The 24,283-nt window shown below is 46.4% G+C and carries 22 protein-coding genes; 21 read left to right on the top strand and 1 reads right to left on the bottom strand.

The annotated features are described in order from the left end of the window. The 10 genes from ACLTWA_RS13570 to ACLTWA_RS13615 form a co-directional block, all read left to right on the top strand. On the top strand, positions 1-306 hold a 306-nt coding region (locus ACLTWA_RS13570; RefSeq protein WP_412328434.1), incomplete at its 5' end, for a hypothetical protein. Continuing rightward, positions 293-694, top strand: coding sequence for a metal-dependent transcriptional regulator (locus ACLTWA_RS13575; RefSeq protein WP_412328435.1), 402 nt, complete (start codon positions 293-295; stop codon positions 692-694). The genes ACLTWA_RS13570 and ACLTWA_RS13575, both read left to right, overlap by 14 nt. Positions 695-926: 232 nt before the next feature. Next, the gene (locus tag ACLTWA_RS13580; protein WP_412328436.1) at positions 927-1,757 is read left to right on the top strand and encodes a pyrroline-5-carboxylate reductase family protein; all 831 of its coding nucleotides are present in this window, start codon (positions 927-929) and stop codon (positions 1,755-1,757) included. Between the two features lie 221 nt (positions 1,758-1,978). Beyond that, positions 1,979-3,079: a UDP-galactopyranose mutase gene (gene glf, locus ACLTWA_RS13585; protein ID WP_412328437.1), complete on the top strand. Its 1,101-nt coding sequence runs from the start codon at positions 1,979-1,981 to the stop codon at positions 3,077-3,079. Between the two features lie 154 nt (positions 3,080-3,233). Next, positions 3,234-4,211, top strand: coding sequence for a glycosyltransferase family 8 protein (locus ACLTWA_RS13590; protein ID WP_412328438.1), 978 nt, complete (start codon positions 3,234-3,236; stop codon positions 4,209-4,211). Positions 4,212-4,224: 13 nt separating this feature from the next. Next, positions 4,225-5,121, top strand: a complete 897-nt coding sequence (locus ACLTWA_RS13595; protein ID WP_412328439.1) for a glycosyltransferase family 2 protein — start codon at positions 4,225-4,227, stop codon at positions 5,119-5,121. 35 nt (positions 5,122-5,156) lie between these two features. Next, positions 5,157-6,077, top strand: coding sequence for a glycosyltransferase family 2 protein (locus ACLTWA_RS13600; protein WP_412328440.1), 921 nt, complete (start codon positions 5,157-5,159; stop codon positions 6,075-6,077). A gap of 39 nt (positions 6,078-6,116) precedes the next feature. Next, complete coding sequence (locus tag ACLTWA_RS13605) at positions 6,117-7,226, top strand: DegT/DnrJ/EryC1/StrS family aminotransferase (protein WP_412328441.1); 1,110 nt, start codon at positions 6,117-6,119, stop codon at positions 7,224-7,226. A gap of 59 nt (positions 7,227-7,285) precedes the next feature. Continuing rightward, the gene (locus ACLTWA_RS13610; RefSeq protein ID WP_412328442.1) at positions 7,286-8,272 is read left to right on the top strand and encodes an ATP-grasp domain-containing protein; all 987 of its coding nucleotides are present in this window, start codon (positions 7,286-7,288) and stop codon (positions 8,270-8,272) included. Next, positions 8,269-9,252, top strand: coding sequence for a glycosyltransferase family 2 protein (locus ACLTWA_RS13615; RefSeq protein ID WP_412328443.1), 984 nt, complete (start codon positions 8,269-8,271; stop codon positions 9,250-9,252). The genes ACLTWA_RS13610 and ACLTWA_RS13615 overlap by 4 nt, the downstream gene beginning before the upstream one ends. Positions 9,253-9,354: 102 nt before the next feature. Here the strand turns inward: ACLTWA_RS13615 and ACLTWA_RS13620 are convergent, their stop codons facing one another. Next, complete coding sequence (locus ACLTWA_RS13620) at positions 9,355-10,791, bottom strand: L,D-transpeptidase family protein (RefSeq protein ID WP_412328444.1); 1,437 nt, start codon at positions 10,789-10,791, stop codon at positions 9,355-9,357. 150 nt (positions 10,792-10,941) lie between these two features. Between ACLTWA_RS13620 and ACLTWA_RS13625 the strand changes: the two genes are divergently transcribed. The 11 genes from ACLTWA_RS13625 to ACLTWA_RS13675 all read left to right on the top strand — a co-directional run bounded on the left by ACLTWA_RS13625 (position 10,942) and on the right by ACLTWA_RS13675 (position 24,197). Then, positions 10,942-12,384 (top strand): lipopolysaccharide biosynthesis protein, encoded by a 1,443-nt coding sequence (locus ACLTWA_RS13625; RefSeq protein ID WP_412328445.1) that lies wholly within the window; start codon positions 10,942-10,944, stop codon positions 12,382-12,384. Between the two features lie 92 nt (positions 12,385-12,476). Next, the gene (locus ACLTWA_RS13630) at positions 12,477-13,721 is read left to right on the top strand and encodes a lipopolysaccharide biosynthesis protein (protein ID WP_412328446.1); all 1,245 of its coding nucleotides are present in this window, start codon (positions 12,477-12,479) and stop codon (positions 13,719-13,721) included. Next, on the top strand, positions 13,721-14,419 hold the full coding sequence (locus ACLTWA_RS13635) for a glycosyltransferase family 2 protein (protein WP_412328447.1): 699 nt from the start codon (positions 13,721-13,723) through the stop codon (positions 14,417-14,419). Before ACLTWA_RS13630 ends, ACLTWA_RS13635 begins: the two co-directional genes overlap by 1 nt. Before the next feature lie 16 nt (positions 14,420-14,435). Then, entirely contained in the window at positions 14,436-14,807 is a 372-nt protein-coding gene (locus ACLTWA_RS13640) for a DUF2304 domain-containing protein (RefSeq protein ID WP_412328448.1), read from the top strand. Further along, positions 14,788-16,392, top strand: a complete 1,605-nt coding sequence (locus tag ACLTWA_RS13645) for a DUF2142 domain-containing protein (RefSeq protein ID WP_412328449.1) — start codon at positions 14,788-14,790, stop codon at positions 16,390-16,392. The genes ACLTWA_RS13640 and ACLTWA_RS13645 overlap by 20 nt, the downstream gene beginning before the upstream one ends. A 17-nt stretch (positions 16,393-16,409) precedes the next feature. Continuing rightward, positions 16,410-17,387: a glycosyltransferase family 2 protein gene (locus tag ACLTWA_RS13650; protein WP_412328450.1), complete on the top strand. Its 978-nt coding sequence runs from the start codon at positions 16,410-16,412 to the stop codon at positions 17,385-17,387. A 192-nt stretch (positions 17,388-17,579) separates the two neighbouring features. Next, positions 17,580-18,134, top strand: coding sequence for a dTDP-4-dehydrorhamnose 3,5-epimerase (rfbC, locus tag ACLTWA_RS13655; protein ID WP_412328451.1), 555 nt, complete (start codon positions 17,580-17,582; stop codon positions 18,132-18,134). 15 nt (positions 18,135-18,149) lie between these two features. Further along, positions 18,150-18,962 (top strand): ABC transporter permease, encoded by an 813-nt coding sequence (locus ACLTWA_RS13660; RefSeq protein ID WP_412328452.1) that lies wholly within the window; start codon positions 18,150-18,152, stop codon positions 18,960-18,962. Positions 18,963-18,984: 22 nt separating this feature from the next. After that, on the top strand, positions 18,985-20,304 hold the full coding sequence (locus tag ACLTWA_RS13665) for an ABC transporter ATP-binding protein (protein WP_412328453.1): 1,320 nt from the start codon (positions 18,985-18,987) through the stop codon (positions 20,302-20,304). 13 nt (positions 20,305-20,317) lie between these two features. Next, complete coding sequence (locus tag ACLTWA_RS13670) at positions 20,318-21,097, top strand: class I SAM-dependent methyltransferase (protein ID WP_412328454.1); 780 nt, start codon at positions 20,318-20,320, stop codon at positions 21,095-21,097. Continuing rightward, the gene (locus tag ACLTWA_RS13675; RefSeq protein WP_412328455.1) at positions 21,084-24,197 is read left to right on the top strand and encodes a glycosyltransferase; all 3,114 of its coding nucleotides are present in this window, start codon (positions 21,084-21,086) and stop codon (positions 24,195-24,197) included. Before ACLTWA_RS13670 ends, ACLTWA_RS13675 begins: the two co-directional genes overlap by 14 nt. The last annotated feature ends 86 nt before the right edge of the window (positions 24,198-24,283 follow it).

Genomic DNA, 24,283 nt, shown 5'->3' on the forward strand with positions numbered 1-24,283 from the left:
ATCAGAGCGGCCAAGAAGGCTTTGGAGGATATGGAGGTCATGGAAATCAAAGAGGTCAAGAAGGCTTTGGAGGATATGGCGGGTATGGAAGCCAGAACGGTCAAGAAGGCTTTGGTGGCAATGGAAATCAGAGCGGCCAGAAAGATTATGCCGACAATGGAAATCAGAGTGAACAAAGTGGCAAAGTGGAACAAGACGGGACAGGTTTTCATGGAGACGGGCATGATAAGGACGAAGAGAAGTGATCTGTCTGTGTACGGCAGGAGCCAATTAATTACAGGGAGACGGTCAAATGCAGCCGCATGAACCAATCAAAAGCCGTGAATCTATAGAAACCTATTTAAAGGCGATTTTGTTACTGCATCAAAAGGGCGGCTGTATCCGTTCCGTTGATGTTGCAAATGAACTTGGTGTATCAAAGCCAAGTGTCAGCGCCGCTGTAAAGAAACTTTGCAGTGAGGGTCTGCTCGTTGTGGACAAGGAGCATAATCTTATTTTAACAGAGGCTGGCTTAAATTATGCCACTTCCATCTTTGAACGCCATGTAGTGATTGAAAGCTTTCTAACGGATATTCTCAACGTAGGAAAAGAAAATGCTCACAAGGATGCCTGCCGGTTCGAGCATTTTGTAAGCCCGGAAACATTTAATAAAATGAAAGAAATCAACTGCAAAGCAATAAAATCAGATGATTAAAATATCTGGACCAATCGGGCTATGTAAAATATTGAGGTGATACAAATGCGTCTTGAAACTGGCTGTTATAAGCTGCCGGACAAGACGCATTTTATTTTTAAGAACGGTCTTTAAGCCCATGGTAAATGGTATTGACTTTTTTCTCATTCCTGCGGTAGTATGTAGAGCAGAGCAATTGTGTACCAATAAGCGTTTTTCTATTTGGTTAAGACCTATTGAAAGGATACAGGATATGATGAATGAAACGGGAGAATTTATGAATCATTTAAGAATCGGGGTCGTGGGATGTGGTCATTTGGGACAGGCAATCGTACAATCACTGCTAAGCCATGGATTTGATAAAGAGAAATTGCTGATTTCCTCCGGAAGCAGCCCTCTTACCTTAAAAAGGCTTGCAGATCAGGGATTGACCTCTTGTCTTTCGGAAAATGAAAAGATTTTCAGGGAAGCAGATCTGGTTTTTATCACACTGAAACCACAGGACATTATGAGAATAAAAGAGGCCGCTTCCAGCGGAAAAGCAATTCTTGTTTCCTGTATGGCAGGTGTTACCATCAGCCTGCTTCATCAGATTCTTGGTAAAAGCGTATACCGGATGATGCTCAGCGGGCCGGACACCATAAAATCCGAAAAAGGAGTCACAGCAATGTACCCGGAGAATCATCAACTAAAGCAAATTCTCCAGAGAATGAATCTGAAGTACCTTAATATCAGAAGTGAAGAGGAGTTAGATGTCTTTACTGCAGGTGTCTGCATGCCTGCGGCTATCATAAAATCTGCAGATCCAAAACAACAGCAGATGGCCATTGACAAAGTCAAGGAAGAATACCCGATTTTTCCTGAGCTGTATTCCTGGGCCGCTAAGGTGCTGCCATCGTTTGCCAATGAATCTGATAAGGAGTCCTATGTAAACAGAATGATTACGAAGGGCGGAGTGACCGAGGCAATTGTTAATAGTTTGTCAAAAGGGGAATCTCTTGATGCCGCATTGAAAAAGGGAATAAAACGAACCAAAGAAATTTCTGCGGAAATACGGCAGTCTGTCCTCCGCTCTTGCTCCTGACCAATCCAGCCCAGCCATGAAAATACAGGGAAAAAGGGACACGCAGCTGTCTGTTGTGTCATTCGTTTTTAAAGGCCGGAGGGATGTTCTTCCACATATAGATTCAATATAATTGCCTTTTCTTATGAATCCACACAAAATAACCGTATTTTTCTGGCTGGTGGAAACGTATAGGACATGATATAATAAGCACAGTTTATAAAATGACAGGAGAAGTAACCATGAAAACGTATGATTATGTGCTTGTAGGAGCCGGTCTGTATTCCGGTGTCTTTGCGTACCTGGCCCGACAGAAGGGCAAAAAGTGTCTTGTGGTAGAGAAAAGAAACCATATGGGCGGCAATATCTACTGCGAGGAAATCGAAGGGATTCATGTGCACAGCTATGGCGCCCACATCTTCCACACCAGCAACAGAGAAGTATGGAAATTTGTCAATGAGCTTGCGGAGTTCAACCGTTATACCAACAGCCCGGTTGCCAATTATAAGGGTGAGATGTATAATCTTCCCTTTAATATGAACACCTTCAGCAAGATGTGGAACGTAGCCACTCCGGCCGAGGCAAAGGCAAAGATCGAGGAGCAGAAGAATGCAGTAACCGGAGAACCTGCAAATCTGGAAGAGCAGGCCATCCGCCTTGTGGGAACGGATATTTACCAAAAGCTGGTGAAAGGCTATACAGAGAAACAATGGGGAAGGGACTGTAAGGAGCTTCCGGCATTTATCATTAAGCGTCTTCCGGTCCGTTTTACCTATGACAACAATTACTTCAATGATTCCTATCAGGGAATTCCCATCGGCGGTTATAATGTGATCATAGATAAGCTGTTTGAAGGCTGTGACGTGGAACTGGAGACAGACTATCTAAAGAAGCGGGAATATTATGACGGTCTGGGAGAAAAGACTATTTATACTGGAATGATTGATGCTTTTTACGGGTATCAGTTCGGAAAGCTGGAATACCGGAGCCTGGAGTTTGAGACAGAGACGGTGGATACGGATAATTACCAGGGCGTTGCGGTGGTAAACTATACGGACCGGGAAACCCCTTATACCAGAATCATTGAGCACAAGCATTTTGAATTCGGTACTCAGCAAAAGTCGGTCATAACCAGAGAGTACCCAAAGGACTGGAGCGAAGGCATGGAACCGTATTATCCGGTCAACGACGAAACGAATCAGGAGCTGTTTCAAAAATACCGTATGCTGGCTGAGCAGGAACCCCATATTATTTTTGGAGGCCGGTTAGGAGAATATAAGTATTACGATATGGACAAGGTCATTGAATCAGCCATGAAGATGGCACACGAAGAACTGAAATAATCATTAAAATCCTGGTGTACTGTCTCATTATTGATTTCCGCTGCCAGCGCAGGGAAAATGGGACGGTTCACCAGGTTGTTTACTTTTCCGGTGAGATATAGTACAATACTACGGAGTTAAAGGTATGAAAAAAAGGTACGGAACGGAGGGTTCTATGAAGGTTGTATATGCTTCCAACGATCAGTATGCCAGACACTTGGGAGTATCGCTCTATTCCCTTATGGACCATAACAAAGAAGCCGGTGAGCTTCATGTCTATATCTTGTCCATGGGTTTTTCTTCGGAGTCAAGAACACGGCTTTTGGCCATTGGAGAACTGTTCGGGCGGGAGATAACAATCATAGAGCTGGGAGATTTAAAGGAGCGGTTTTCCTTTGAGGTGAACACCGGAGGCTTTGATTTAAGCATTATGGCCCGATTGTTCGTAGGAGAAGTTTTGCCGGAGACAGTGGAGCGGGTGCTGTATTTAGACTGTGATACAGTGGTGCTGTCTTCCTTACAACGGCTGTGGGAAACTGAGCTGGGGCCTTATATGCTGGGAGCCGTTATGGAACCTACCATTTATCCTTCTGTTAAGGAAGAGATCGGCCTGTTGCCGGAAGCTCCCTATTTTAATTCCGGAGTCCTTTTGATTGATATGAAACAGTGGAGGCAGTCAGATGTACAGAAGATGCTTCTGGATTTTTACTGCTCCATGGGAGGAACGCTTTTTGCAGGAGATCAGGATACCTTGAACGGAGCCTTAAAAGGCCGGATCAAACCCTTGTCTCCCCGGTATAATTTTTTCACCAACTATAAATATTTCCGTTACAGTCATCTGGTAAGGCTGTCTCCGGTCTATAAAACAGTATCAAAAGCCTCCTTTGAAGAGGCAAAGCGGCACCCGGTCATTGTTCATTATATGGGAGATGAACGGCCCTGGAAAAAAGGGAATCTTAATCCCTACCGCAGGGCCTATGACCATTATCTTTCACTGACCCCATGGGCCAAAACGGCAAAGGAAAAGGGAAGCTGCCTTTATATGGTTGCCTATCATCTGATGAACTACGGCACATTTTTGTGTCCGCCGTTCCGGGATTTTGTAAGCAGGCATTTTGGCATGCGGATGATCAATTCCCGGAAGGGTTCTTAAAGAAGGAGCGGATATGAATGTTAGCTGTATCATTCTCAATTATAATGATGCAAAAACCACAGAAGATCTGGTAAATGCCATTCGGGATTATCAATGCCTGGATTCCATTGTAGTTGTGGACAACCATTCCACCGATGATTCTCCGGTCCGGTTAAAGGAACTGGAGGATGAAAAGGTTCACTTCCTCAGTGCGCCGAAGAACGGCGGGTATGGCTATGGAAACAATCTTGGAATCCGTTATGCATGCCACACACTCCATGCCACGCACGTATTGATCGCTAATCCGGATGTAAAGGTTTCTGAGGAATGCATTCATGCCATGAGGGAGGTATTTTCCAGAGAAGACCGTCTGGCTGTGGCAGCAGCCGTTATAAGGGATGGCACAGGGCAGGTGGCTTTGTCCAGCTGGAGACTTCATGGCGTGTTCCTGGACCTGCTTGATACCGGACTTATTACAAGACGGCTCTTTAAGCCCTGGCTCAATGACAGGCCGGAGATCAGAAGGAACATGACCCGGAAGGGAAATGAAAACAAGGAATACGCTTTTGTGGATGCGGTTTGCGGCTCCTTATTTCTGGCAGATGCAAAGGCATTGATGGAATGCGGCCTTTATGACGAGGAAGTCTTTCTCTACTATGAAGAAAAGATTCTGGGACATAAGCTGAAAGAAAAAGGGTATAAGACCGTGCTCTTACTGGATCAGTCCTATGTCCATCTTCATTCGGTATCCATTAATAAAAGTGTGGAATCCATTTTAAAAAGACAGGCACTGCTTCATGAAAGCAAGCTTCATTATTATAAAACCTATTTAAAGATCAACCGTCTGGAAGAAATGCTTATAAAACTGTTTCTTGGATTTTTAATGGCTGAAATCTGGTTTCTGACAAAAATTGTGGGACTGTCCTGGTAGTTTGGTCCCTTCTTTAAGGAAAGGAGAAACGTCTTATGGTTACGGTGCTTTTGGCTGCGTATAACGGCGAGGCATACCTTAGACAGCAGCTGGATTCTATTTTAAACCAGACTTATAAAGAACTGGTCATTGTAATATCTGACGATCTCTCTTCGGATAATACCCCTGGAATCCTGAAAGAATATGAGCAAAAGCATCCGGACAGGGTGAGATGCCTTAGGAATGAAAAAGCATCCGGCAGTCCTCAGAACAATTTCTTCCGCCTCCTTCGTGAGGTTTCGGATGATTACGTCATGCTTTGTGACCAGGATGACATATGGCTTCCGGATAAAACAGAGGTGACATTAAAAGAAATGAAACGTCTGGAGAAGCAGTGGGGAAAAGAAGTACCTCTGCTGGTTCACGGAGATTTGTCCGTGACAGACCAAAGCGGCAATATCCGTCATAAGTCCATGGTACAATACCAGAAGATCGCTGTTGAAGATAACCGTTTCAGTCATTATCTGGTGGAGAATAACATCACCGGGAATACGGTCATGATCAATCAGGGATTTTCTCCTTATCTGTCCTATATCCCGGAGACCTGCATGATGCATGACTGGTGGCTGGGGCTGGTGGCAAGCTGCTTTGGGAAGATTTCTTATATTGACCGGCCCCTGCTGCTTTACCGGCAGCATGAAAGCAATCAGGTAGGGTCCAAAAGCGGCATCAGGCAGTATGCCGAAAGGCTGACACATAAGGACCGTGTGCGGCAGCAGTACCGAAACATGTTTTTGCAGGCAGAGCTGTTTTTAGACCGCTACGGAACGGAAATGACCGGAGAGCAGCGGGTGACTCTGGAACAATTCATCAATCTGCAGAGCATGAACCGGATGCAAAAGATGCACACCATCTGGAAATACAAATTTTATAAAAGCACCCTCATAAGGACCTTTGGCCAGATGCTTTCCATCTGACCTGCCTTGGGCGGAATGGAAATCGGAGGATAAAGGAATATGGTACCGGAAGAGAAAGATATATTAGTGACAAAGGCGTCCATGCCTTCTTATGAAGAATTTATAGAAGAGATCAAACCCATCTGGGAAACCTCCTGGATGACCAATATGGGGGAATTTCATGACCGGTTAAAGGACCAGCTTTCAGATTATCTGAAGGTTCCCGACCTGCTGTTGTTTGTCAATGGCCATATGGCACTGGAGATGGCACTGCAGGCCATGAACCTTACCGGTGAAGTGATCACCACACCTTTTTCCTTTGCTTCCACCACCCATGCCATCATGAGAAATAATCTGACGCCTGTGTTCTGTGACATCAAAGAGGAGGATTATACCATAGATGCGGACAAAATCGAGGCGCTGATCACCGAAAGAACCACCGCCATACTGCCGGTCCATGTGTATGGAAATGTCTGTGAGGTGGACAAGATCGAAGCCATCGCAAAGAAGCATCATTTAAAAGTGATTTATGATGCGGCCCATGCCTTTGGGGTCGAAGTCCATGGCAGGGGAATCGGAACTTACGGAGATGCTTCCATGTTCAGTTTTCATGCCACAAAGGTATTTAATACCATTGAAGGCGGTGCAGTCGCCTTTCAGGACCCGTCGCTGGAGGTCTTATTAAATTATTTGAAAAATTTCGGAATCACAGGAAAAGAATCGGTGGAGTATATCGGCGGGAATGCAAAGATGAATGAGTTTCAGGCTGCCATGGGCATCTGTAACCTTCGCCACGTAAGGGATAATATCGAAAAGCGCAGGCTTGTGTCAGAACGGTACCGGAAACACTTATCCCGGATTCCAGGCATACGGCTTAACCCGCAAAAGGAAGGCATACGGGAAAACTATGCCTATTTTCCCGTTGCCTTTGAAGGCTTCTCCCTTACAAGGAACGAAGTGTATGAGCTTCTTGCTTCCCATCATATTTTTGCAAGGAAATATTTTTATCCGCTGATCACAGATTTTGACTGCTACAAGGAACTGTTTCAGGAGGTAAGCCTGCCGGTGGCCAAAAAAGCGGCAGACAGCGTTCTGACGCTTCCGTTGTATGCCGATCTTCCTCTGAGCCAGGTGGACCGGATCTGCGAGATTATTATCCATGCCAGATGAGAACGTGTGATGAGGCAAAAACCGTGGAGTCATAAAAAGATATCAGACAGGAGGCTATTATGGATACGGCACTGGTAACGGCAATCGGGTCATTTTCAGCAGATATCGTGATTAAGAATTTAAAAAAGAACGGCATGCGTGTGGTGGGCTGTGATATTTATCCCCCGGAATGGATTGCAGATGCAAAACAGGTGGATTCTTTTTACCAGGTTCCCTATGCCACCGACGAGGAACGGTATGTTGACCAGCTCCTTTCCATCTGCAGGAAGGAACATGCTGATTATCTGATCGTGCTTACCGATGCAGAAGTGGATGTGTGGAACCTCCGGAGAAGTGAACTAAAGGAACAGGGAGTAACCCTTTGCCTGTCTCCAGAAGAAACTATCCGCATATGCAGAGATAAGAGAGCGATCAGCTTATTTTTGCTGGAAAAAGGCATGGGATATCCCATTCCTACCCTGGAATTACAAAATGCGGATATAAAAAAGCTGTCTTACCCTGCGGTGGTAAAGCCTTTTAATGGAAGAAGCAGTCAGGGCCTTCATTATATCTCCTCCATAGAAGAGATGAAAAGCTTCCTTTCTTTGAGCAATGCCGGTGACTATGTGGTGCAGCCTTTTTATAAAGGGAGCATCATCACCGTGGATATCGTAAGACAGGAGTTTTCCGGAGAATGCGCGGTGATTTGCCGGAAAGAATTGCTGCGCACCGCCAATGGAGCCGGAACCTCTGTCCTGGTATTTTTAGATCCGGTGTTAGAGGATATGTGCAGAGAGATCGCTCAGGCTTTAAAGATTAGCGGATGTGTTAATTTTGAATTTATTGAAGGAGAAGACGGCATGTATCATATGCTGGAGTGCAATCCCCGTTTCTCCGGCGGCGTGGAGTTTTCCTGTCTGGCAGGCTATGACTGTGTGACCAATCATGTAAAATGCTTTGCCGGAGAGAAGATAGAACCGTTTCATGGGGTCACAGGCATGTACATTGCCAGAAAATATGAGGAATATATTACAAAAGTAACCGGGGAAGGAGGCGAAAGGGTATGAGCAGCAATAGGGATTCTGAAATCATGGTCAGCGTAAACTGTGTCACCTATAATCATAAAGATTATATCCGTCAGGCTCTGGACAGTTTTTTGATGCAGAAAACCAGTTTTGAATTTGAGATCCTTGTCCACGATGATGCCTCCACCGATGGAACGGGAGATATTCTCCGGGAATACGAAAAAAGGTTCCCCGGAAAGGTGCGTCCTCTGATCCAGACAGAGAACCAGTACTCCCAGGGAATCGACAACATCAGCGGAGCGTTTAATTTCCCGCGTGCAAGAGGAAAATACATCTTTATGTGTGACGGTGATGATTACTGGATATCACCGGATAAAATGCAAAAGCAGGTGGATTACATGGAGGCCCATCCCGATTGCACCCTTTGCATCCACAGTGCCCGGATCGAACTGGTGGGAAAAGCACTGACCGAGGGAAAGATGCGCCCTTATTGTGGAAACAGGGTCATTTCCCCGGAAGAGATTGTGGATAAGTCCTCTGGCTACGCCATGTCCTCCATGGCATTTCCTTCCCGGATCGTTAAAGATCTTCCCGATTATTATGTAGAGTGTCCCGTAGGAGATACCCCTATCCAGCTGATTGCCGCCAGTGAAGGCTATGGCTATTATTTCGATGAAGCCATGAGTGCATACCGGGTCGGAGTGGCAGGTTCCTGGACCATGGAAGGAAAGAACGGAGACTACGAAAGAAAACAGCAGGTCTATTACCAGCGAATGAAAAAGGTTTACCGGATGTATGATGAGGCAACGAAAGGACGTCTTCGGAGCGCCATTCAAAGTGCGGACAAGCGGACCTATTATCACACCATGGTCAATACCAGACAGTTTAAAGAGATTCTAAATCCTGAATATAAGAAATATTATAAAGAACTGACACCAAGAACCAGATTTTTTATTCAGATGGAGTACCGGACACCGGGGCTTTATGGATTTCTAAGGAAAAAGTTTTTGAAACAATCATAAAAGAAGGACCGGAAGCTGCAAAAAGAAACACATGAAAATACGCCTTGACCCAGGCTTTTACCGCCTGGATCAAGGCGTATTTATGTACATGAAGATTCTGGATTAACGGGCGATATTCGGGTCCGTCGGGTCCCAGGTCTGTGAGTCCGGTATGATCTGTTCAATGGCCGGACGTTCATATGGTCCGGGAACCGGAGAATTGTAGATCGTAACCGTTGTTCCAAGAGGGCAGTGGTCATACACCCACTTGGCATCTCCTGATAATAAGCGGACGCAGCCGGCAGACTCGGCAATGCTTAAATAATTGTAGGTACTGGAGTCCAGAGTCATGCCATTGGGACTGCTGTAGAGAATGGAATGAATTAAAAATCCCTTCCAGATGCGGGTGGCATACTGGGTGAAGATTCCGTGATTCATATCTCTCCAGCGGTATTTGGCCGGAGTCTGGAATGTTCCTAAAGGAGTATCCGGGCCGGTGGAGGTCAAAAAGGATTTTACCGGAATGATAAAACCGTTGTTTCCGTCCTTGGCGAGAATGGTCATGGTGTTCATTTCCTTATTGATACTGATCAAGAACGGACCCTTTGCGCCAATGACAGGCTCTAAATCAGAAAGCATTCTTCCGGTTTCGTCAAAATAATACTTGTAGCCGTCGATGTACTGCCAGCCGGTTACCGGGACAGAGTCAACGAAATAATACCGTTCATTGCCTGACCATGCCCAGCCGGTAAAGGCAGTGCCATCTCCGTTTACATAACGAAGAGCTCCGTCCACCAGCTGCATTCCATCCGGAACGGCTGAGACAAGAGGCTTTTCTGTGGCATAAGGAAATTGGGAATTTTTGGCATAGAAGGCCATCCGCAGTCCGGTAATATAATGTCCGGTTCCCATGGTTCCTGTGGCGGTTCCGTTCTTTGCCCAGTCCATGGTAGTGCCGTCCTCTAACTGGGCGGTGTAATAAAGATCGAACTGATTGTTTACGTAGCCCGAAAAGCGCATCTGTACGGCTTCCACGTTCACGTCGTTGGGATAATTGGTGGTCTGCTGTCCGTTCATGACCCATGGAGACCAGCCGGTACTTGAGGTATAGGTCCGGTAAAGGACGTTGCCCACAATATTCGTAAGGAAGGTGGACATTCCATGGAAGCCTTCCCCGTTGTTGGTGATCCACGCATCGTTTACAAAGGGCTGTGACCAGTTGCTGTCACCGACCATAACGGTGGTCTGAAGCCGCGGGAAATTGGCTTTTAAGGCTTCCTGTGCCGCTTTGGCGGCTTCATCCACAACGCCATCCTCACCGTTTCCTTCTGCTTCTTTTCCGATGTCTATGCCGGCATTCGCCAAAGCGGTTTCCGCTTCCTGTATTTGATTGCTGTCTTGATCTGTGGTTTCCGTCTGACTGTCATCCTGACTTATGGGAACGCCGTTTCTAAATCCCGGTCCGCGCGCCTCGTCTGCCCAGGCAAAAGAAGCTTGTCCGGAAATCAGAACAGCTGTCAGGAAGAATACTGCCAGACCGTGTATTTGTTTACGCGTCATAATGTACCTCCTGAATACTAAAAAATTGAATATAATCCTAGATAGTTTATCATGATTAAACGCAAAATGCTAGAGACGATTTACAATTAATGGGTAATATAGTACAATAAGGCGGAATTGTTAATTGGCAGAATGAGGGGAATGACCAGTATGTATCAGGAAAATTTAAAAAATAAAGTCCTTTCCGGTTTGTTTTGGAAAGTGATGGAAAATGGAGGAACACAGGGAATCCAGTTCCTCGTCTCCGTTCTGCTGGCAAGGCTTTTGACCCCGGCGGAGTCCGGGGAAGTCATGCTCATCATGATATTTATAACCATTGGGAATGTGTTTGTCCAGAGTGGTTTTAACACCTCCCTGATCCAAAAACAGAACGTGGATGAGGAGGATTATTCCTCTGCTTTTTATATCAGCGCAGGCATCGCAGCGGTTTTATATATAATCCTGTTTTTTTCTGCTCCGGCAGTGGCAAGGTTTTATGGACAGCCTTTGTTCCGTCCGGTGCTTCGCATTCTGGCAGTGACCCTGTTCTTCGGTGCGGTCACATCGGTGCAGTCTGCGGCAGTGGCAAGAAACATGGAGTTTCGCAAGCTTTGCCTTGCCAGTATTTTTGCAGCCCTGGGCTCCGGAGTCATCGGAGTGGTGATGGCATTTCAGGGCGGCGGTATGTGGGCCCTTGCCATGCAGCAGTTTTTTTACAGCTTTTTTTTGATGGCGGTTCTGGCAGTGCTTGTGAAATGGCGCCCCAGGCTTTTATTTTCCGTCAAGAAAGCAAAGGAGCTGTTTTCCTATGGCTGGAAGATTCTTTGCTCCGGCCTGATCGACAGTGTATTCACCAATGTATACGGACTTGTTATCGGGAAAATATATAATTCCGCCATGATGGGGCAATACTCAAGAGGAAACCAGTTTCCAGCATTGATTGCCAATAATTTAGGTGCGGCGATCCAGTCGGTCATGCTCCCTGCTTTTTCTGCCTGTCAGGATGACCGGGAAAAAGTAAAGAGTATGGTCCGCAGGTCCATTGTTACCAGTTCCTATCTGGTGTTTCCCATGATGGCGGGGCTGATTGCGGTGGCAGAACCGATGGTAAAGCTGCTTTTAACGGATCAGTATCTTCCCTGTGTTCCCATGCTCCGGCTTCTTTGCGTGGCCTATGCCACATGGCCTCTTCACGTGGCTAATTTGCAGGCCATCAATGCGCTGGGGAGAAGTGAGATTTTCTTAAAATTAGAGATCATAAAAAAAGCGGTGAGTGTGATCGCCCTGATCATAAGCATTCCTTTTGGGATCTACACCATGGTGGCTCTGCGTGCGGTGACAGATTTTATCTGTACCTTTATCAATGCCCATCCCAACAAGAAGCTGCTTCATTACAGCTTTTATGAGCAGTGGAGGGACGTGTTCCCCTCTCTGCTTGTATCAGCAGCCATGGGCCTGGTTGTGTACGGTGTGCAGTATATAATAGAAGGAACGCTTTTCACCCTTGTGGTACAGATTCTGGCAGGTGTTTTGGTTTATGCAGGGCTGTCCTGGGTGTTCCGGCTGGAAGCATTTTTGTATCTGTGCCGGACGGCTGGCTGGGGGAAGCATTAGGGGGATTGTTCCAGGTTTACATTTTCCGTCAGATATTGTAGAATAAGGGGAAGCTTGTTATAAGTATGGGCGATTAAGAGGAACTTAAAAAGATGGAACGAAAAAATGTGGTCTGGAACATGATCGGCAGCCTTATTTATGCAGGCTCCAGTATGGTCCTTACGGCCCTTGTGAATCATATGGCAGGCACAGACCAGGGCGGGATCTTTGGGTTTGCCTTCAGCACCTTCGGGCAGCAGATGTTTCTGGTGGCCTATTTTGGCATGAGACCGTTACAGAGCACGGATATCAGCAGAGCGTATACCTTTGGGGAATACCGTCAGGCCCGGTACATTACCTGTCAGGCCGCAGTCCTTATGGGAATCGCTTATATCCTGTGGAATACGTTCATTCCGGCAGCCGGTTATACGGGAGAAAAGGCTCTTGTGGTGTTTTTGATGGTATTATATAAGGTATTGGACGGGTTTGCCGATGTGTATGAGTCGGAATTTCAGAGGAACGGCCGGTTGTATCTGACGGGACAGGCCATGACGTTCCGGACCCTGTTGTCCGTGTGCTGCTTTTTGGCGGCTTTGGCAATTACAAAGGATCTGGTATTTTCAAGCGTTGCTGCAGTCCTTTCCCAGGGCGCCGGAATCTTACTCTTTGATAAACGGACAGCAAAACAGGTTCCGGGAATAGAGCGTTTAAAAAGGGCCGGCAAGGCACAGGAGCTGTTACAGGATGGGTTTTTGCTGTTTTTATCTGTATTTCTGGACGGACTCATCTTTGCCATGGCAAAATATGCGGTGGATGCCCAGATGACCTCCACGGATAATGCCATTTTTGTGGCAATCTTTATGCCTACCTCAGTCATTAATCTTGCGGCAAATTTTGTTATCCGGCCCTTCCTTACAAAGCTGTCTTATTTGTGGGAGGAGAAAAGCTATGGAGATTTTATGAAAGAGGTAGGGAAGCTGACAGGAATCATACTGCTTCTTACGGTGATAGCACTGGCAGGGGCCTGGGTCCTTGGGGTTCCGGTTCTTGGAGCCATCTCTGATGTGGAACTGAAACCGTATAAATCCGGACTGCTTGCCATTGTGCTGGGCGGAGGATTCTTTGCGGTCATGAATTTGTTTTACTATGTACTGGTAATCATGAAACGGCAAAAACGGATATTTTTCGGTTATGTACCGGTTTGCATTCTGTCCTTCTTTCTGTCCTTCTGGTTCGTGAAGGCAGGAGGTATTAACGGAGGAGCTTTCTCCTATATGCTTTCCATGCTGCTTTTAATGCTTTGCTTTATGGGACAGGCAGTCTTTGTTCTGGGGAAAGAAAAGAAAGGGATACGATAATGAAGGATAAAGTACTGGTAGTAATACCAGCCTATAATGAAGCCATGAATATCGAACGTGTGGTGGGTGGTGTGATTGAAAACTACCCTATGTTTGATTATGTGATCATCAATGACGGTTCTACCGATGATACTGCAGAAATCTGCCGGAGGCACCGGTGGAGAATCATCGATCTGCCTGTGAATCTTGGCCTTGCGGGAGCCTTTCAGACCGGTCTTAAATACGCGCACCGGCACGGATACCGGTATGCCATACAGTTTGACGGTGACGGACAGCACCGGCCCGAGTACATATTCCCCATGAAAGAGAAGATGGATGAGGGCTATGACATTGTGATCGGTTCCAGGTTTATGACAGAGAGAAAGCCTCATTCCCTGCGGATGTTTGGAAGCCGTCTGCTGAGCGCCGCCATCTGGTTTACCACCGGGGTTGGCGTAAAGGACCCCACCTCCGGCATGCGCATGTTCAGCCACAAGATGATCAAGGAATTTGCTGACGGTTTAAACTATGGCCCGGAACCGGACACCATATCTTATCTGATCCGTCATGGCGCAAAGGTTGCGGAGATTCCGGTGGTCATGGACGAGCGGATTCTTGGAGAAAGCTATTTAAGTCCTTGGAATGCGGCCCGCTATATGGGGAAGATGCTGTTTTCCATTTTACTGGTACAGAGCTTCCGCATCAGGGACAGAAGATAATAGAAGGGAGAATGTCATGACGGTTTTGCTTCGATGCGTGCTGATATGTGTTTCCGTTTTGCTTACATGCTATGTACTTAGAAAAATCCGCCATTCCAAAATGAAGATCGAGGATTCCATCTTCTGGGTCATGTTTGCCCTGCTTTTGGTGGTGTTCAGCTTATTCCCCCGGCTGGCGGATTTTATATCCCGTATGGTGGGAACCTATTCCACGGCAAATTTTATTTTCACCTTTATGATCTTTATTTTGCTGGTAAAGGTGTTTTTCCAGTCTGTCAAGATCTCCCAGCTGGAGCGGAGGGTCACGGAGCTGATCCAGGCCTTTGCACTTGACCGGGAAGAAGAACGGGAAAAGGAGGAAGTGAAACGTGAATCTCATCAGGAATAAAAAAGGATTGGCGCTTACGGCGGGAAGCATCCTGCTTCTCGCTTTTCTTTTCCTGTCGTCTTATCAGGAAACTATTATAAGGATTCCCTCTCCTGCATTTGAGCCGGTCCGGCGGTTCTACTGGTGGATGATCGTGTTTGGCTGTGGATTTCTTTTCTGTCTGGGCGCTCTTTTGTGGATAAAGGAGAAACTTTCGGACTGGATGTATCCGGTGACCATCCTGCTCCTGGGCCTGTTTTATATTCTGGTTCTTCCGCCCTTTACTGCGCCGGATGAAGCGGCTCATTTTATAAGCGCCTACCGTCTTTCCAGCCAGATCATGGGAAAACAGGCGGTAGCTGATGAGGAATTCCTTTCCCATGCGACACAAGAAGAAAAAGAACGGATCAGCCGCGGGGCCAATGTTTTGGTGAGAAGCGGAGATGATGTCCCAGGACTCACCCCGGAAGCCGGGCAGACTTCCTACAACATGGTTCTTACCGGGCTGTTTTCCAAGGATGAGAGCCAGGGAGTCACTGTGCGGAGTGAAATCCCGGTCAATACCTCTCCGGTGGTCTATGTGCCACAGGCGGCAGGAATCACTCTTGCAAGGCTTCTGCAGCTGGGATATATTCCCCTCGTTATGCTGGGGCGGCTGTGTAATCTTTTGGCATTTGCGGCAATGTCTTACTTTGCAGTCCGCGTCATGCCTTTTAAAAAGGAGGTACTCATGGCAGTCTCTTGTCTGCCGATGACGCTTCACCTTGCGGCCTCTTATTCCTATGATGCCGTATTTATCGGGCTGTCCATGATGTTCTTTTCCTGGTGCTTTTATCTGGCGTTTGAAAAGGATAAAGTGACGGTAAAGGATACGGTACTTCTGGCTCTTTTTCTGATTCTCCTGGAGCCTGGAAAAATCGTGTATCTGCCCCTGGCCGGAATCTGCCTGTTTATCCCGTCAGCCAAATTCCAGTCAAAAAAGCAGTACTTTATTTCCTTCTTCAGTGTTCTGGCAGCTGTGCTTCTGGCCGTATTTTTGGTAAACCGACTGGTGCTTGCCGCCTGGGCGACCCAGACAGAAAGCTATGTGGGCTGGAGTGAGGCAGCAGGTTATACCCTTTCTGATGTAATAAACCGGCCTTATGATATTTTTATGGTTTACTATGAAACCTTTGTGACCCAGCTGGGGTATTATCTGGTGACCATGCTGGGCGGCTTTCTGGGAAACCTGGATCCGAACCTTACGGTTCCGCCGTTTTGCCTGCTCCTGCTGTGTTATGCTCTTTTTATCAGTGTGTTAAAAAGAGAAGGAGAGGAGGTCCCTTTAAAGACGGGGCAGAAATGGTTTCTGCTTTTTCTGGTATTTTTAAGTGCCTGTCTGGTTCTGGCGTCCATGCTGCTTGGCTGGACCCCAAAGGAACTGACCTATATCACCGGAGTGCAGGGACGGTATTTTATTCCCCTTCTGCCTTTGGTGCTGCTGACAATATTTGATAAAAACCTGTCCATAAAGGCAGATTTAAGGAGAAGTGCCTGGTATCTGGAATGTTTCGTGAGCATCTATGCCCTGATTCGGATCTGCTCCACGGCATCTCTGCGTTTATGACGGAAAGGGAAATGAAGATGGAAGAAAAACAACCGAACAATAAGACGGTGGATGTGATCATTCCGGTCTATAAGCCGGATGATACATTAAAACGCCTGTTAAACCGTCTGGAAAAGCAGTCTTATCCCATAGAAAAGATCATTGTCATCAATACGGAAAAGTCTTATTGGAAAGACGGGGAGTTTGATGCGATTGAAAACCTGGAGGTCCACCATGTGACAAAGGAAGAATTTGATCATGGCGGAACCAGGAACCTTGGAGCCGGTTATTCCAAGGCCGATGTTATGGTTTTCATGACCGATGATGCGGTTCCTGCGGACAGGCATTTGATCGGGGCATTATTAAAAGGGCTTGATCAGACCGGGGAACATGGGGAACCGGTGGTGCAGGCTTATGCCAGGCAGCTTCCCAATCCGGACTGTGCCCTGGCAGAGCAGTATACCCGTTCCTTTAATTATCCGGATGAGAGCCGGGTAAAGACAATGGCAGACCTGCCCCGGCTTGGAATAAAGACATTCTTTGCTTCCAACGTCTGCTGTGCCTATGACCGGCGGGTATTTTTGGAAAACGGCGGATTTGTAAAACCAGCGATCTTTAACGAAGATATGATCTATGCAGGCAATGCAGTAAGATATCGTGGACAGGCGGTGGCTTATGTGGCGGAAGCAAAGGTCTGCCATTCCCATAATTATGGCTGCAAGGCCCAGTTTCACCGGAATTTCGATCTTGCGGTCTCTCAGGCGGACCATCCGGAGGTATTTGAAGGAATAAGATCGGAAAGCGAAGGAATCCGTCTGGTGAAAAATACCTGCTCCTGGCTGGCAAAGCAAAAGAAATACTGGCTGATTCCAGGCGTTATGGTAAAGAGCGGCTTTAAATATCTGGGCTTTTTCATGGGAAAACGGTATGCGTCCCTGCCCCGGTGGCTCATACTGAAATGTACCATGAACCAGTCATACTGGAATAATGCTTTCCTTTCAGACAAAAGAACATAAAATCAATACGCAGCCCGGCTTTTAAAACATTAGAAAGGCCGGGCTGCTTTTGCAGTTTTCTCTTAGAAGGCAAATTCTTACAGTTTTCTTCTTAATTTCAAAAAAATTATTGATATCATAGAAATATGTACCAAGTTGTGGTAGAATGCTACAGGTAAAAGAATGTTTTGACAGGTAAAGGAGCATGAAAATATGGGAAAGATAAAAGTAACAGCTTGTGAAATAGAAGGTCTTTATGTGATTGAACCAACGGTATTTCCTGATTCCAGGGGCTATTTTATGGAAACTTATAACCAGAACGATTTTAAAGAGGCCGGACTTGACATGGTATTCGTACAGGATAACCAGTCCATGTCCGTAAAGGGAGTTCTGCGCGGCCTTCATTTCCAGAAGCAGTTTCCCCAGGGAAAGCTGGTTCGCGTGGTGAAAGGAACCGTATTTGATGTGGCAGTGGATCTGCGGTCTTCTTCTGAGACTTATGGAAAATGGTTCGGTGTGGAGCTGTCTGCGGAAAATAAAAAGCAGTTCTATATCCCGGAAGGTTTTGCTCATGGCTTTTTGGTTCTGTCTGACGAAGCAGAATTTGCATATAAGTGTACGGATTTCTATCATCCGGGGGATGAAGGCGGTATTTTATGGAGCGATCCGGAGATCGGTATTGAATGGCCGATTGCAGATGGCATGGAGCTGATTATTTCCGAGAAAGATCAGAAGTGGAGCGGAATCCGGGAAACCTTTAAATTTTAGTGAGAGGAGAAAACCATGAATTATCTGGTTTCCTTATTAAAAGAAATCATTTCAAAAAGAAAACTTATCCTGGATTTATCGAAAGCAGATTTTAAGAAACGGTTTGTTGGCTCTTATTTCGGCATCGCCTGGATGTTTTTACAGCCCATGGCTACGGTACTGGTGTACTTTTTTGTATTCCAGATGGGCTTTAAGAGCGTACCCCCAGTACCGGGTTATCCCTATGTGCTGTGGCTGATTCCAGGTATCGTGCCCTGGTTCTATTTCAGTGAAGTGCTGAATATGGGAACCGGCTGTCTGCAGGAATATAATTATCTGGTGAAAAAGGTGGTATTTCAGGTGGAGATCCTTCCGGTCATCAAGCTGATTTCCTGTCTTATGGTCCATGGAATATTTGCCCTGATCATGATTGCAATATTTTTCTGCTACGGAATTTTTCCAAAGGCAAGCTGGATCCAGATTCTTTACTATACCTTTGCAAGTTCCATGCTTGGTCTGGCCATCTCTTATTTTACCAGCGCCATTCAGGTGTTTTTTAAGGATATGGCTCAGATCATTGGAATCTTTCTTCAGTTTGGCATGTGGCTGGTACCGATTATGTGGGCACCGGAGATGTTCCCGAAGATTCCTTCCTGGCTGCCTACCCTGCTTAAATTAAATCCGTTTTATTATGTAGTGGCAGGATACAGAGACAGCATGCTGACCGGGCACTGGCTGGTGGAACGGCCGACCCTTGGCCTGTATTTCTGGACCGTGACCATTGTCCTGATGCTCATAGGATTAAAAGTATTTAAAAAGCTGCGTCCGCACTTCTCTGATGTGCTGTGATCTGCTTAGTATGGAGGATTCAATGTCCGTAGAATCGAACAACAATGCAATAACAGTAAGTGATGTAACAAAAATATACCGGTTATATGAAAAGCCCATTGACCGTTTAAAAGAGACTTTAAGCCCCACCCATAAAAACTATCACCGGGATTTCTATGCCTTAAACGGCATTTCTTTTGATGTAAAAAAAGGGGAGACGGTTGGAATCATCGGTACCAACGGCTCAGGAAAGTCCACCATCTTAAAGATCATCACCGGAGTGCTGACACCTACGTCCGGAAGCCTTAAGGTAAACGGTGTCATTTCTGCCCTTCTGGAGCTGGGAGCCGGATTTAACATGGACTATACCGGAATCGAGAACATCTATATGAACGGCACCATGATGGGATTTTCCCGAAAAGAAATGGATGAAAAGCTTGAGGATATCCTGGAATTTGCCGACATCGGAGATTTTGTCTATCAGCCGGTAAAAACCTACTCCAGCGGTATGTTCGTCCGCCTGGCATTTGCTCTTGCCATCAATGTGGAACCGGAGATTTTGATCGTTGACGAAGCCCTTTCCGTAGGAGATGTGTTTTTTCAGGCCAAATGCTACCGCCGCATGGAGGAGATCCGTCAAAATGGAACCACGATTCTGATGGTGACCCATGATATGGGTGCGATTATTAAATACTGTGACCAGGTGGTCGTACTCAATAAAGGAAATTTCATTGCTCAGGGAGAACCTGGGAAAATGGTGGATTTATATAAGAAGATCCTTGCCAACCAGATGGATGACTTATCGGAGCTAAACGATTTTTCAGGGGAAAAGGCCATATCCAGAAAAGAGGCGGCAAAGGACCTTCCAAAAGGTCTTATGAAGGAAAAGCTTACGGTCAATCCAAACCGTACCGAATATGGGGATAAGAAGGCGGAAATCGTGGATTTCGGTCTTCTTGACGAGCGGGGAAATGTGACCAACCTTTTATTAAAGGGAGAGTATTTTTCCATCAGGGAGCGGATTCGCTTTCATGGAGAGATCAAGACCCCTATTTTTACTTATACCATCAAGGACAAGCGGGGAGCCGATCTGACCGGAACCAATACCATGTATGAGGCAGCCGATGTAAAGGCGGTAAAAAGCGGCGATGAATATGAGGTGGAATTTAAACAGAAAATGACCCTTCAGGGAGGCGAGTATCTGCTTTCCATGAGCTGTACCGGATTTGAGAACGGAGAACATGTTGTCTATCACCGCCTGTATGATATCGTAAGTATCACGGTCATTTCCAATAAAAATACAGTAGGTGTTTACGATATGGAGCCGGAAGTAAGCTTAGAGCTTCACCGGGCAGGAAAGTAAGGAGGAAGCATTGATGAACGATTTAAGCCCTGAGATCAGGAATCTGTATTTAAAATATAATGGAGATATTAAGAAGCTGCTGGCAGAAAACCCCAATCCGGACTATCTGTATGCACTGTCAGATATCCGGGAAAATCTGCTGGAATGGTATGCGTTTGAACCGTCAGCTTCTTTGCTCCAGGCAGGTTCTGATTACGGCGCTCTTACAGGATTATACAGCCGCAGGGTAAGCCATGTGACCGTCCTTGACTTAAACCAGAACAACCTTTCCTTTAACCGTCTCCGCCATCAGGACCGTAACAATATCCGGTATGTAAATGGAGATTTTGACTCCATTCACCAGGAAACCTTTGATTATGTGGTCATGACAGGTTCTCTGAAAGAACCAGTAAAAGAACAGATCGAAAAGGCAAAGAACCTGTTAAAACCAGGCGGGAAGCTGATTATTTCTGTATGCAACCGTCTGGGACTGAAATATCAGGCAGGTGCTGTCCCGGATAAAATCCGTCTGTCAAGAACAGAACTTATGGAGCTGTTATGCGGAAATGAACAGGCAGAAGGAGAAGTCTCTTTTTATTATCCCATGCCTGATTATAAACTTCCGGTAACCTTGTATTCCGACGCTTATCTGCCGGCCAAGGGAGATCTGACTCATGCCATTTTAGCCTATGATTATCCCAAATATCTCCGGTTTGATTTAGGAAAGATGTTTGACGAGGTATGTGAAGGAAAACAGTTTGAAACATTTGCCAATTCATTCTTAACCATTTGGAGCTGCCATGAAGAAAATTAACTTTGTAAAATATAATAAGACCCGCAGGGAAGCGTTCCAGATCCGCACCAGTCTGGTGGAAGAAAACGGCATTCCCTTTGTGGAAAAAACAGCCCTGCGGGATGAAGGAACCGGACATATCAGATCCCTGGAAGAAAAATATAAAAGTCTTAAGGAGCAAAACCAGAGGTTAAAGGTAGCGGAGGTTTCCGTAAGTCCCGACGGCCGGACGGCACGGTTTGAGTTTTTAAAAGGAGAGACCCTATCCGAACTTCTGGGCAAAGAGATCACCGATGGAAAAGTGCCTGTCGCACCGATGGAAGATGCTCTTGCCATGATCTTAAGTGTAAAAGATGACTGCATGTTTCCGTTTCATATCACTCCCGAATTCACTCAGGTATTTGGTGAACTTTCCAAAGAAGAGGAATCCATCAAGAAAGACTGGGCATTTACGGCCTCCAACATCGACTGTCTCTTTGAGAACATCATGATAACGGAAGACGGCCCTTACTGTCTGGATTATGAGTGGGTATTTTCCTTCCCGGTCCCGGTCACCTTTGTAAAATTCCGGGTGCTTTATTATTTTTATGAACAGTATAAGAGCATTTTGGCTTATGCTTCTATGGAGGCATTTTTAGAAGAATTCGGTGTGGAACCAGAACGGACCCAGGCCTATCTTCAGATGGAACACCATTTTCAGGAGTATGTCCACGGGGAGAACCAGCAGATTTATCTGGTCAACTACATGCATGAGACTCACGCGCTGCCGGAAGATATGTTCCGGCTTTCTAAGATCATCGATGATACCAAAGAACGGATTTCCCAGATGGAAATGGAACTCCATGAAAAGGATGTGACCATCACAAAGCAGCAGGAGATCAAGCGGCTGACAGACAACCACGTGACCAATCAGGAGATGATCATAAACACGCTCCGTCAGGACTGTGAGAACATGCAGCAGATCATTGACCGCTTAAGGCGTCATGAAGCCTTGTTCTACCGTGTGGGAAGAAAGGTAAAGCGGATTTTTAATGACTGTTTTCCGGAAGGAACGAAAAAACGGAAATATTTTTATTATGGGAAAAATACACTCCTTCATCCGCTGAAATCCTTCCGTCTCTATACCACAGAGGAAGGAAGGAATCTGATCGAGGGAGATATGAAGATCGGAGAGCAGTACCGGACCCACGGCAAACTTCGCTTTGTCCGGGAAGGCCACCCCATGGTCTCCATTGTCATCCCTGTATACAACCAGATCCATTATACCTATGCCTGTCTGGTCTCTATTCTGGAGCATACAAAGGATGTGGTCTATGAGGTGATCATTGCCGATGACGTTTCCAGTGATGCGACCAGGGAACTGGAAAAGTTTACGGAAAACGTGGTGATCTGCAGAAATGAGACCAATCAGGGATTTTTAAAAAACTGCAATCAGGCAGCCAGGGCAGCCAGAGGCAAGTATATCATGTTTCTCAATAACGATACCAAGGTCACAGAAGGCTGGCTTTCCAGTCTGGTGAATTTGATCGAATCGGATCCGTCCATCGGTATGACAGGCTCTAAGCTGGTTTATCCTGACGGACGTTTGCAGGAAGCAGGAGGCATTCTCTGGAGCGACGGCTCCGGCTGGAATTACGGACGTTTGGATGACCCGGAGAAGCCGGAGTATAACTATGTCAAGGATGTGGACTACATTTCCGGTGCCGCCATTCTTTTATCCAATGAGTTATGGAAACAAATCGGCGGTTTTGATGAGCGTTTTGCACCTGCTTACTGTGAAGATTCTGACCTTGCCTTTGAAGTGCGCAAAGCAGGGTACCGGGTGGTTTACCAGCCCCTTTCCAAAGTCATTCACTTTGAGGGCATTTCAAACGGCACCGATGTCAACGGCTCCGGCCTAAAACGCTATCAAGTGGAAAACAGCTTAAAGTTACGGGAAAAATGGGCAGAAGAATTCAAGAAACAAAGTGAGAATGACGGAAATCCGGACCCCTTCCGCGCAAGGGAGAGAAGCCAGAATAAGGACATCATTCTTGTAATCGACCACTATGTACCCACCTATGACCGGGATGCCGGCTCCAAGACCACCTTCCAGTATTTGCAGATGTTTGTGGAAAAAGGCTATGTTGTTAAATTCCTTGGGGATAACTTTCTGCATGAAGAGCCGTATTCCACGGTGCTCCAGCAGATGGGCATCGAGATCCTCTATGGAAAAGAATATCAGGCAAAGATCTGGGACTGGTTAAAGGAACATGGGGATGACATCAAGGTGGCCTATTTGAACCGTCCCCATATCGCCGCCAAATATGTGGATTTCATTAAGAATAAGACAGCCATGAAGGTGATCTATTACGGTCACGACCTTCATTTCCTTCGGGAAGGCAGAGAATACGAGCTGACGGGAGATCCGGAAAAGAGGGAAGCCTCTGAGTACTGGAAATCCATGGAGCTGCGTTTGATGAGAAAGGCCGCGGTATCCTATTATCCGTCTTATGTGGAACGGGATGCCATCCATGAGATCGAGCCCTCCATTCATGTAAAAGCCATTGTCGCTTATGTATTTGAGAAGTTTTTAAACCATATTCCTGAGAATTTTGAAGAGCGGGAAGGACTGCTGTTTGTGGGAGGCTTTGCCCATCCGCCAAACGCCGACGCCGTGTTATGGTTTGCACAGGATATATTCCCGCTGATAAGAGAACGGATGCCGGTGAATTTCTATATTGTAGGCTCTAAGGTGACCGATGAAATCAAGGCCCTGGAACAGCCGGGCAATGGAATCGTGGTAAAAGGTTTTGTATCTGAAGAAGAGCTTCAAAGACTCTATGCCAGCTGCCGGATCGTGGTAGTTCCCCTGCGTTACGGTGCAGGTGTGAAGGGAAAGGTCATAGAAGCGTTGTATCACGGCGCTCCGGTAGTCACCACCTCCATCGGTGCGGAAGGAATCCCTGATGCCGGACAGGTAATGGCCATAAAGGATGACCCGGCGGAATTTGCCATGGAGGTCCTCTCCCTGTATCAGGATGGGGGCCGCTGTCTGCAGATGAGCCGGGCGACCCAGAGCTATATCCGCAGGTATCACAGCGTGGATGCGGCCTGGAGCGTGGTTGGGGAAGACTTCTAAAAGAAGGATAGTAGATTGTTACAAAGAATCTGTGATATAATAAGGATGTTTCGTTGAATGAACCAATGAAAAGGTGAACAGGAGGA

This window comes from Lacrimispora sp. (genome assembly GCF_046972725.1).
GTDB lineage: Bacteria > Bacillota > Clostridia > Lachnospirales > Lachnospiraceae > Lacrimispora.

What these genes read in the sequence shown, in the direction of transcription:
- ACLTWA_RS13575 (WP_412328435.1), top strand. Translation starts at nt 293, where the DNA reads ATGCAGCCGCATGAACCAATCAAAAGCCGTGAATCTATAGAAACCTAT.
- ACLTWA_RS13580 (WP_412328436.1), top strand. Translation starts at nt 927, where the DNA reads ATGATGAATGAAACGGGAGAATTTATGAATCATTTAAGAATCGGGGTC.
- glf (WP_412328437.1), top strand. Translation starts at nt 1,979, where the DNA reads ATGAAAACGTATGATTATGTGCTTGTAGGAGCCGGTCTGTATTCCGGT.
- ACLTWA_RS13590 (WP_412328438.1), top strand. Translation starts at nt 3,234, where the DNA reads ATGAAGGTTGTATATGCTTCCAACGATCAGTATGCCAGACACTTGGGA.
- ACLTWA_RS13595 (WP_412328439.1), top strand. Translation starts at nt 4,225, where the DNA reads ATGAATGTTAGCTGTATCATTCTCAATTATAATGATGCAAAAACCACA.
- ACLTWA_RS13600 (WP_412328440.1), top strand. Translation starts at nt 5,157, where the DNA reads ATGGTTACGGTGCTTTTGGCTGCGTATAACGGCGAGGCATACCTTAGA.
- ACLTWA_RS13605 (WP_412328441.1), top strand. Translation starts at nt 6,117, where the DNA reads ATGGTACCGGAAGAGAAAGATATATTAGTGACAAAGGCGTCCATGCCT.
- ACLTWA_RS13610 (WP_412328442.1), top strand. Translation starts at nt 7,286, where the DNA reads ATGGATACGGCACTGGTAACGGCAATCGGGTCATTTTCAGCAGATATC.
- ACLTWA_RS13615 (WP_412328443.1), top strand. Translation starts at nt 8,269, where the DNA reads ATGAGCAGCAATAGGGATTCTGAAATCATGGTCAGCGTAAACTGTGTC.
- ACLTWA_RS13620 (WP_412328444.1), bottom strand. Translation starts at nt 10,791, where the DNA reads ATGACGCGTAAACAAATACACGGTCTGGCAGTATTCTTCCTGACAGCT.
- ACLTWA_RS13625 (WP_412328445.1), top strand. Translation starts at nt 10,942, where the DNA reads ATGTATCAGGAAAATTTAAAAAATAAAGTCCTTTCCGGTTTGTTTTGG.
- ACLTWA_RS13630 (WP_412328446.1), top strand. Translation starts at nt 12,477, where the DNA reads ATGGAACGAAAAAATGTGGTCTGGAACATGATCGGCAGCCTTATTTAT.
- ACLTWA_RS13635 (WP_412328447.1), top strand. Translation starts at nt 13,721, where the DNA reads ATGAAGGATAAAGTACTGGTAGTAATACCAGCCTATAATGAAGCCATG.
- ACLTWA_RS13640 (WP_412328448.1), top strand. Translation starts at nt 14,436, where the DNA reads ATGACGGTTTTGCTTCGATGCGTGCTGATATGTGTTTCCGTTTTGCTT.
- ACLTWA_RS13650 (WP_412328450.1), top strand. Translation starts at nt 16,410, where the DNA reads ATGGAAGAAAAACAACCGAACAATAAGACGGTGGATGTGATCATTCCG.
- rfbC (WP_412328451.1), top strand. Translation starts at nt 17,580, where the DNA reads ATGGGAAAGATAAAAGTAACAGCTTGTGAAATAGAAGGTCTTTATGTG.
- ACLTWA_RS13660 (WP_412328452.1), top strand. Translation starts at nt 18,150, where the DNA reads ATGAATTATCTGGTTTCCTTATTAAAAGAAATCATTTCAAAAAGAAAA.
- ACLTWA_RS13665 (WP_412328453.1), top strand. Translation starts at nt 18,985, where the DNA reads ATGTCCGTAGAATCGAACAACAATGCAATAACAGTAAGTGATGTAACA.
- ACLTWA_RS13670 (WP_412328454.1), top strand. Translation starts at nt 20,318, where the DNA reads ATGAACGATTTAAGCCCTGAGATCAGGAATCTGTATTTAAAATATAAT.
- ACLTWA_RS13675 (WP_412328455.1), top strand. Translation starts at nt 21,084, where the DNA reads ATGAAGAAAATTAACTTTGTAAAATATAATAAGACCCGCAGGGAAGCG.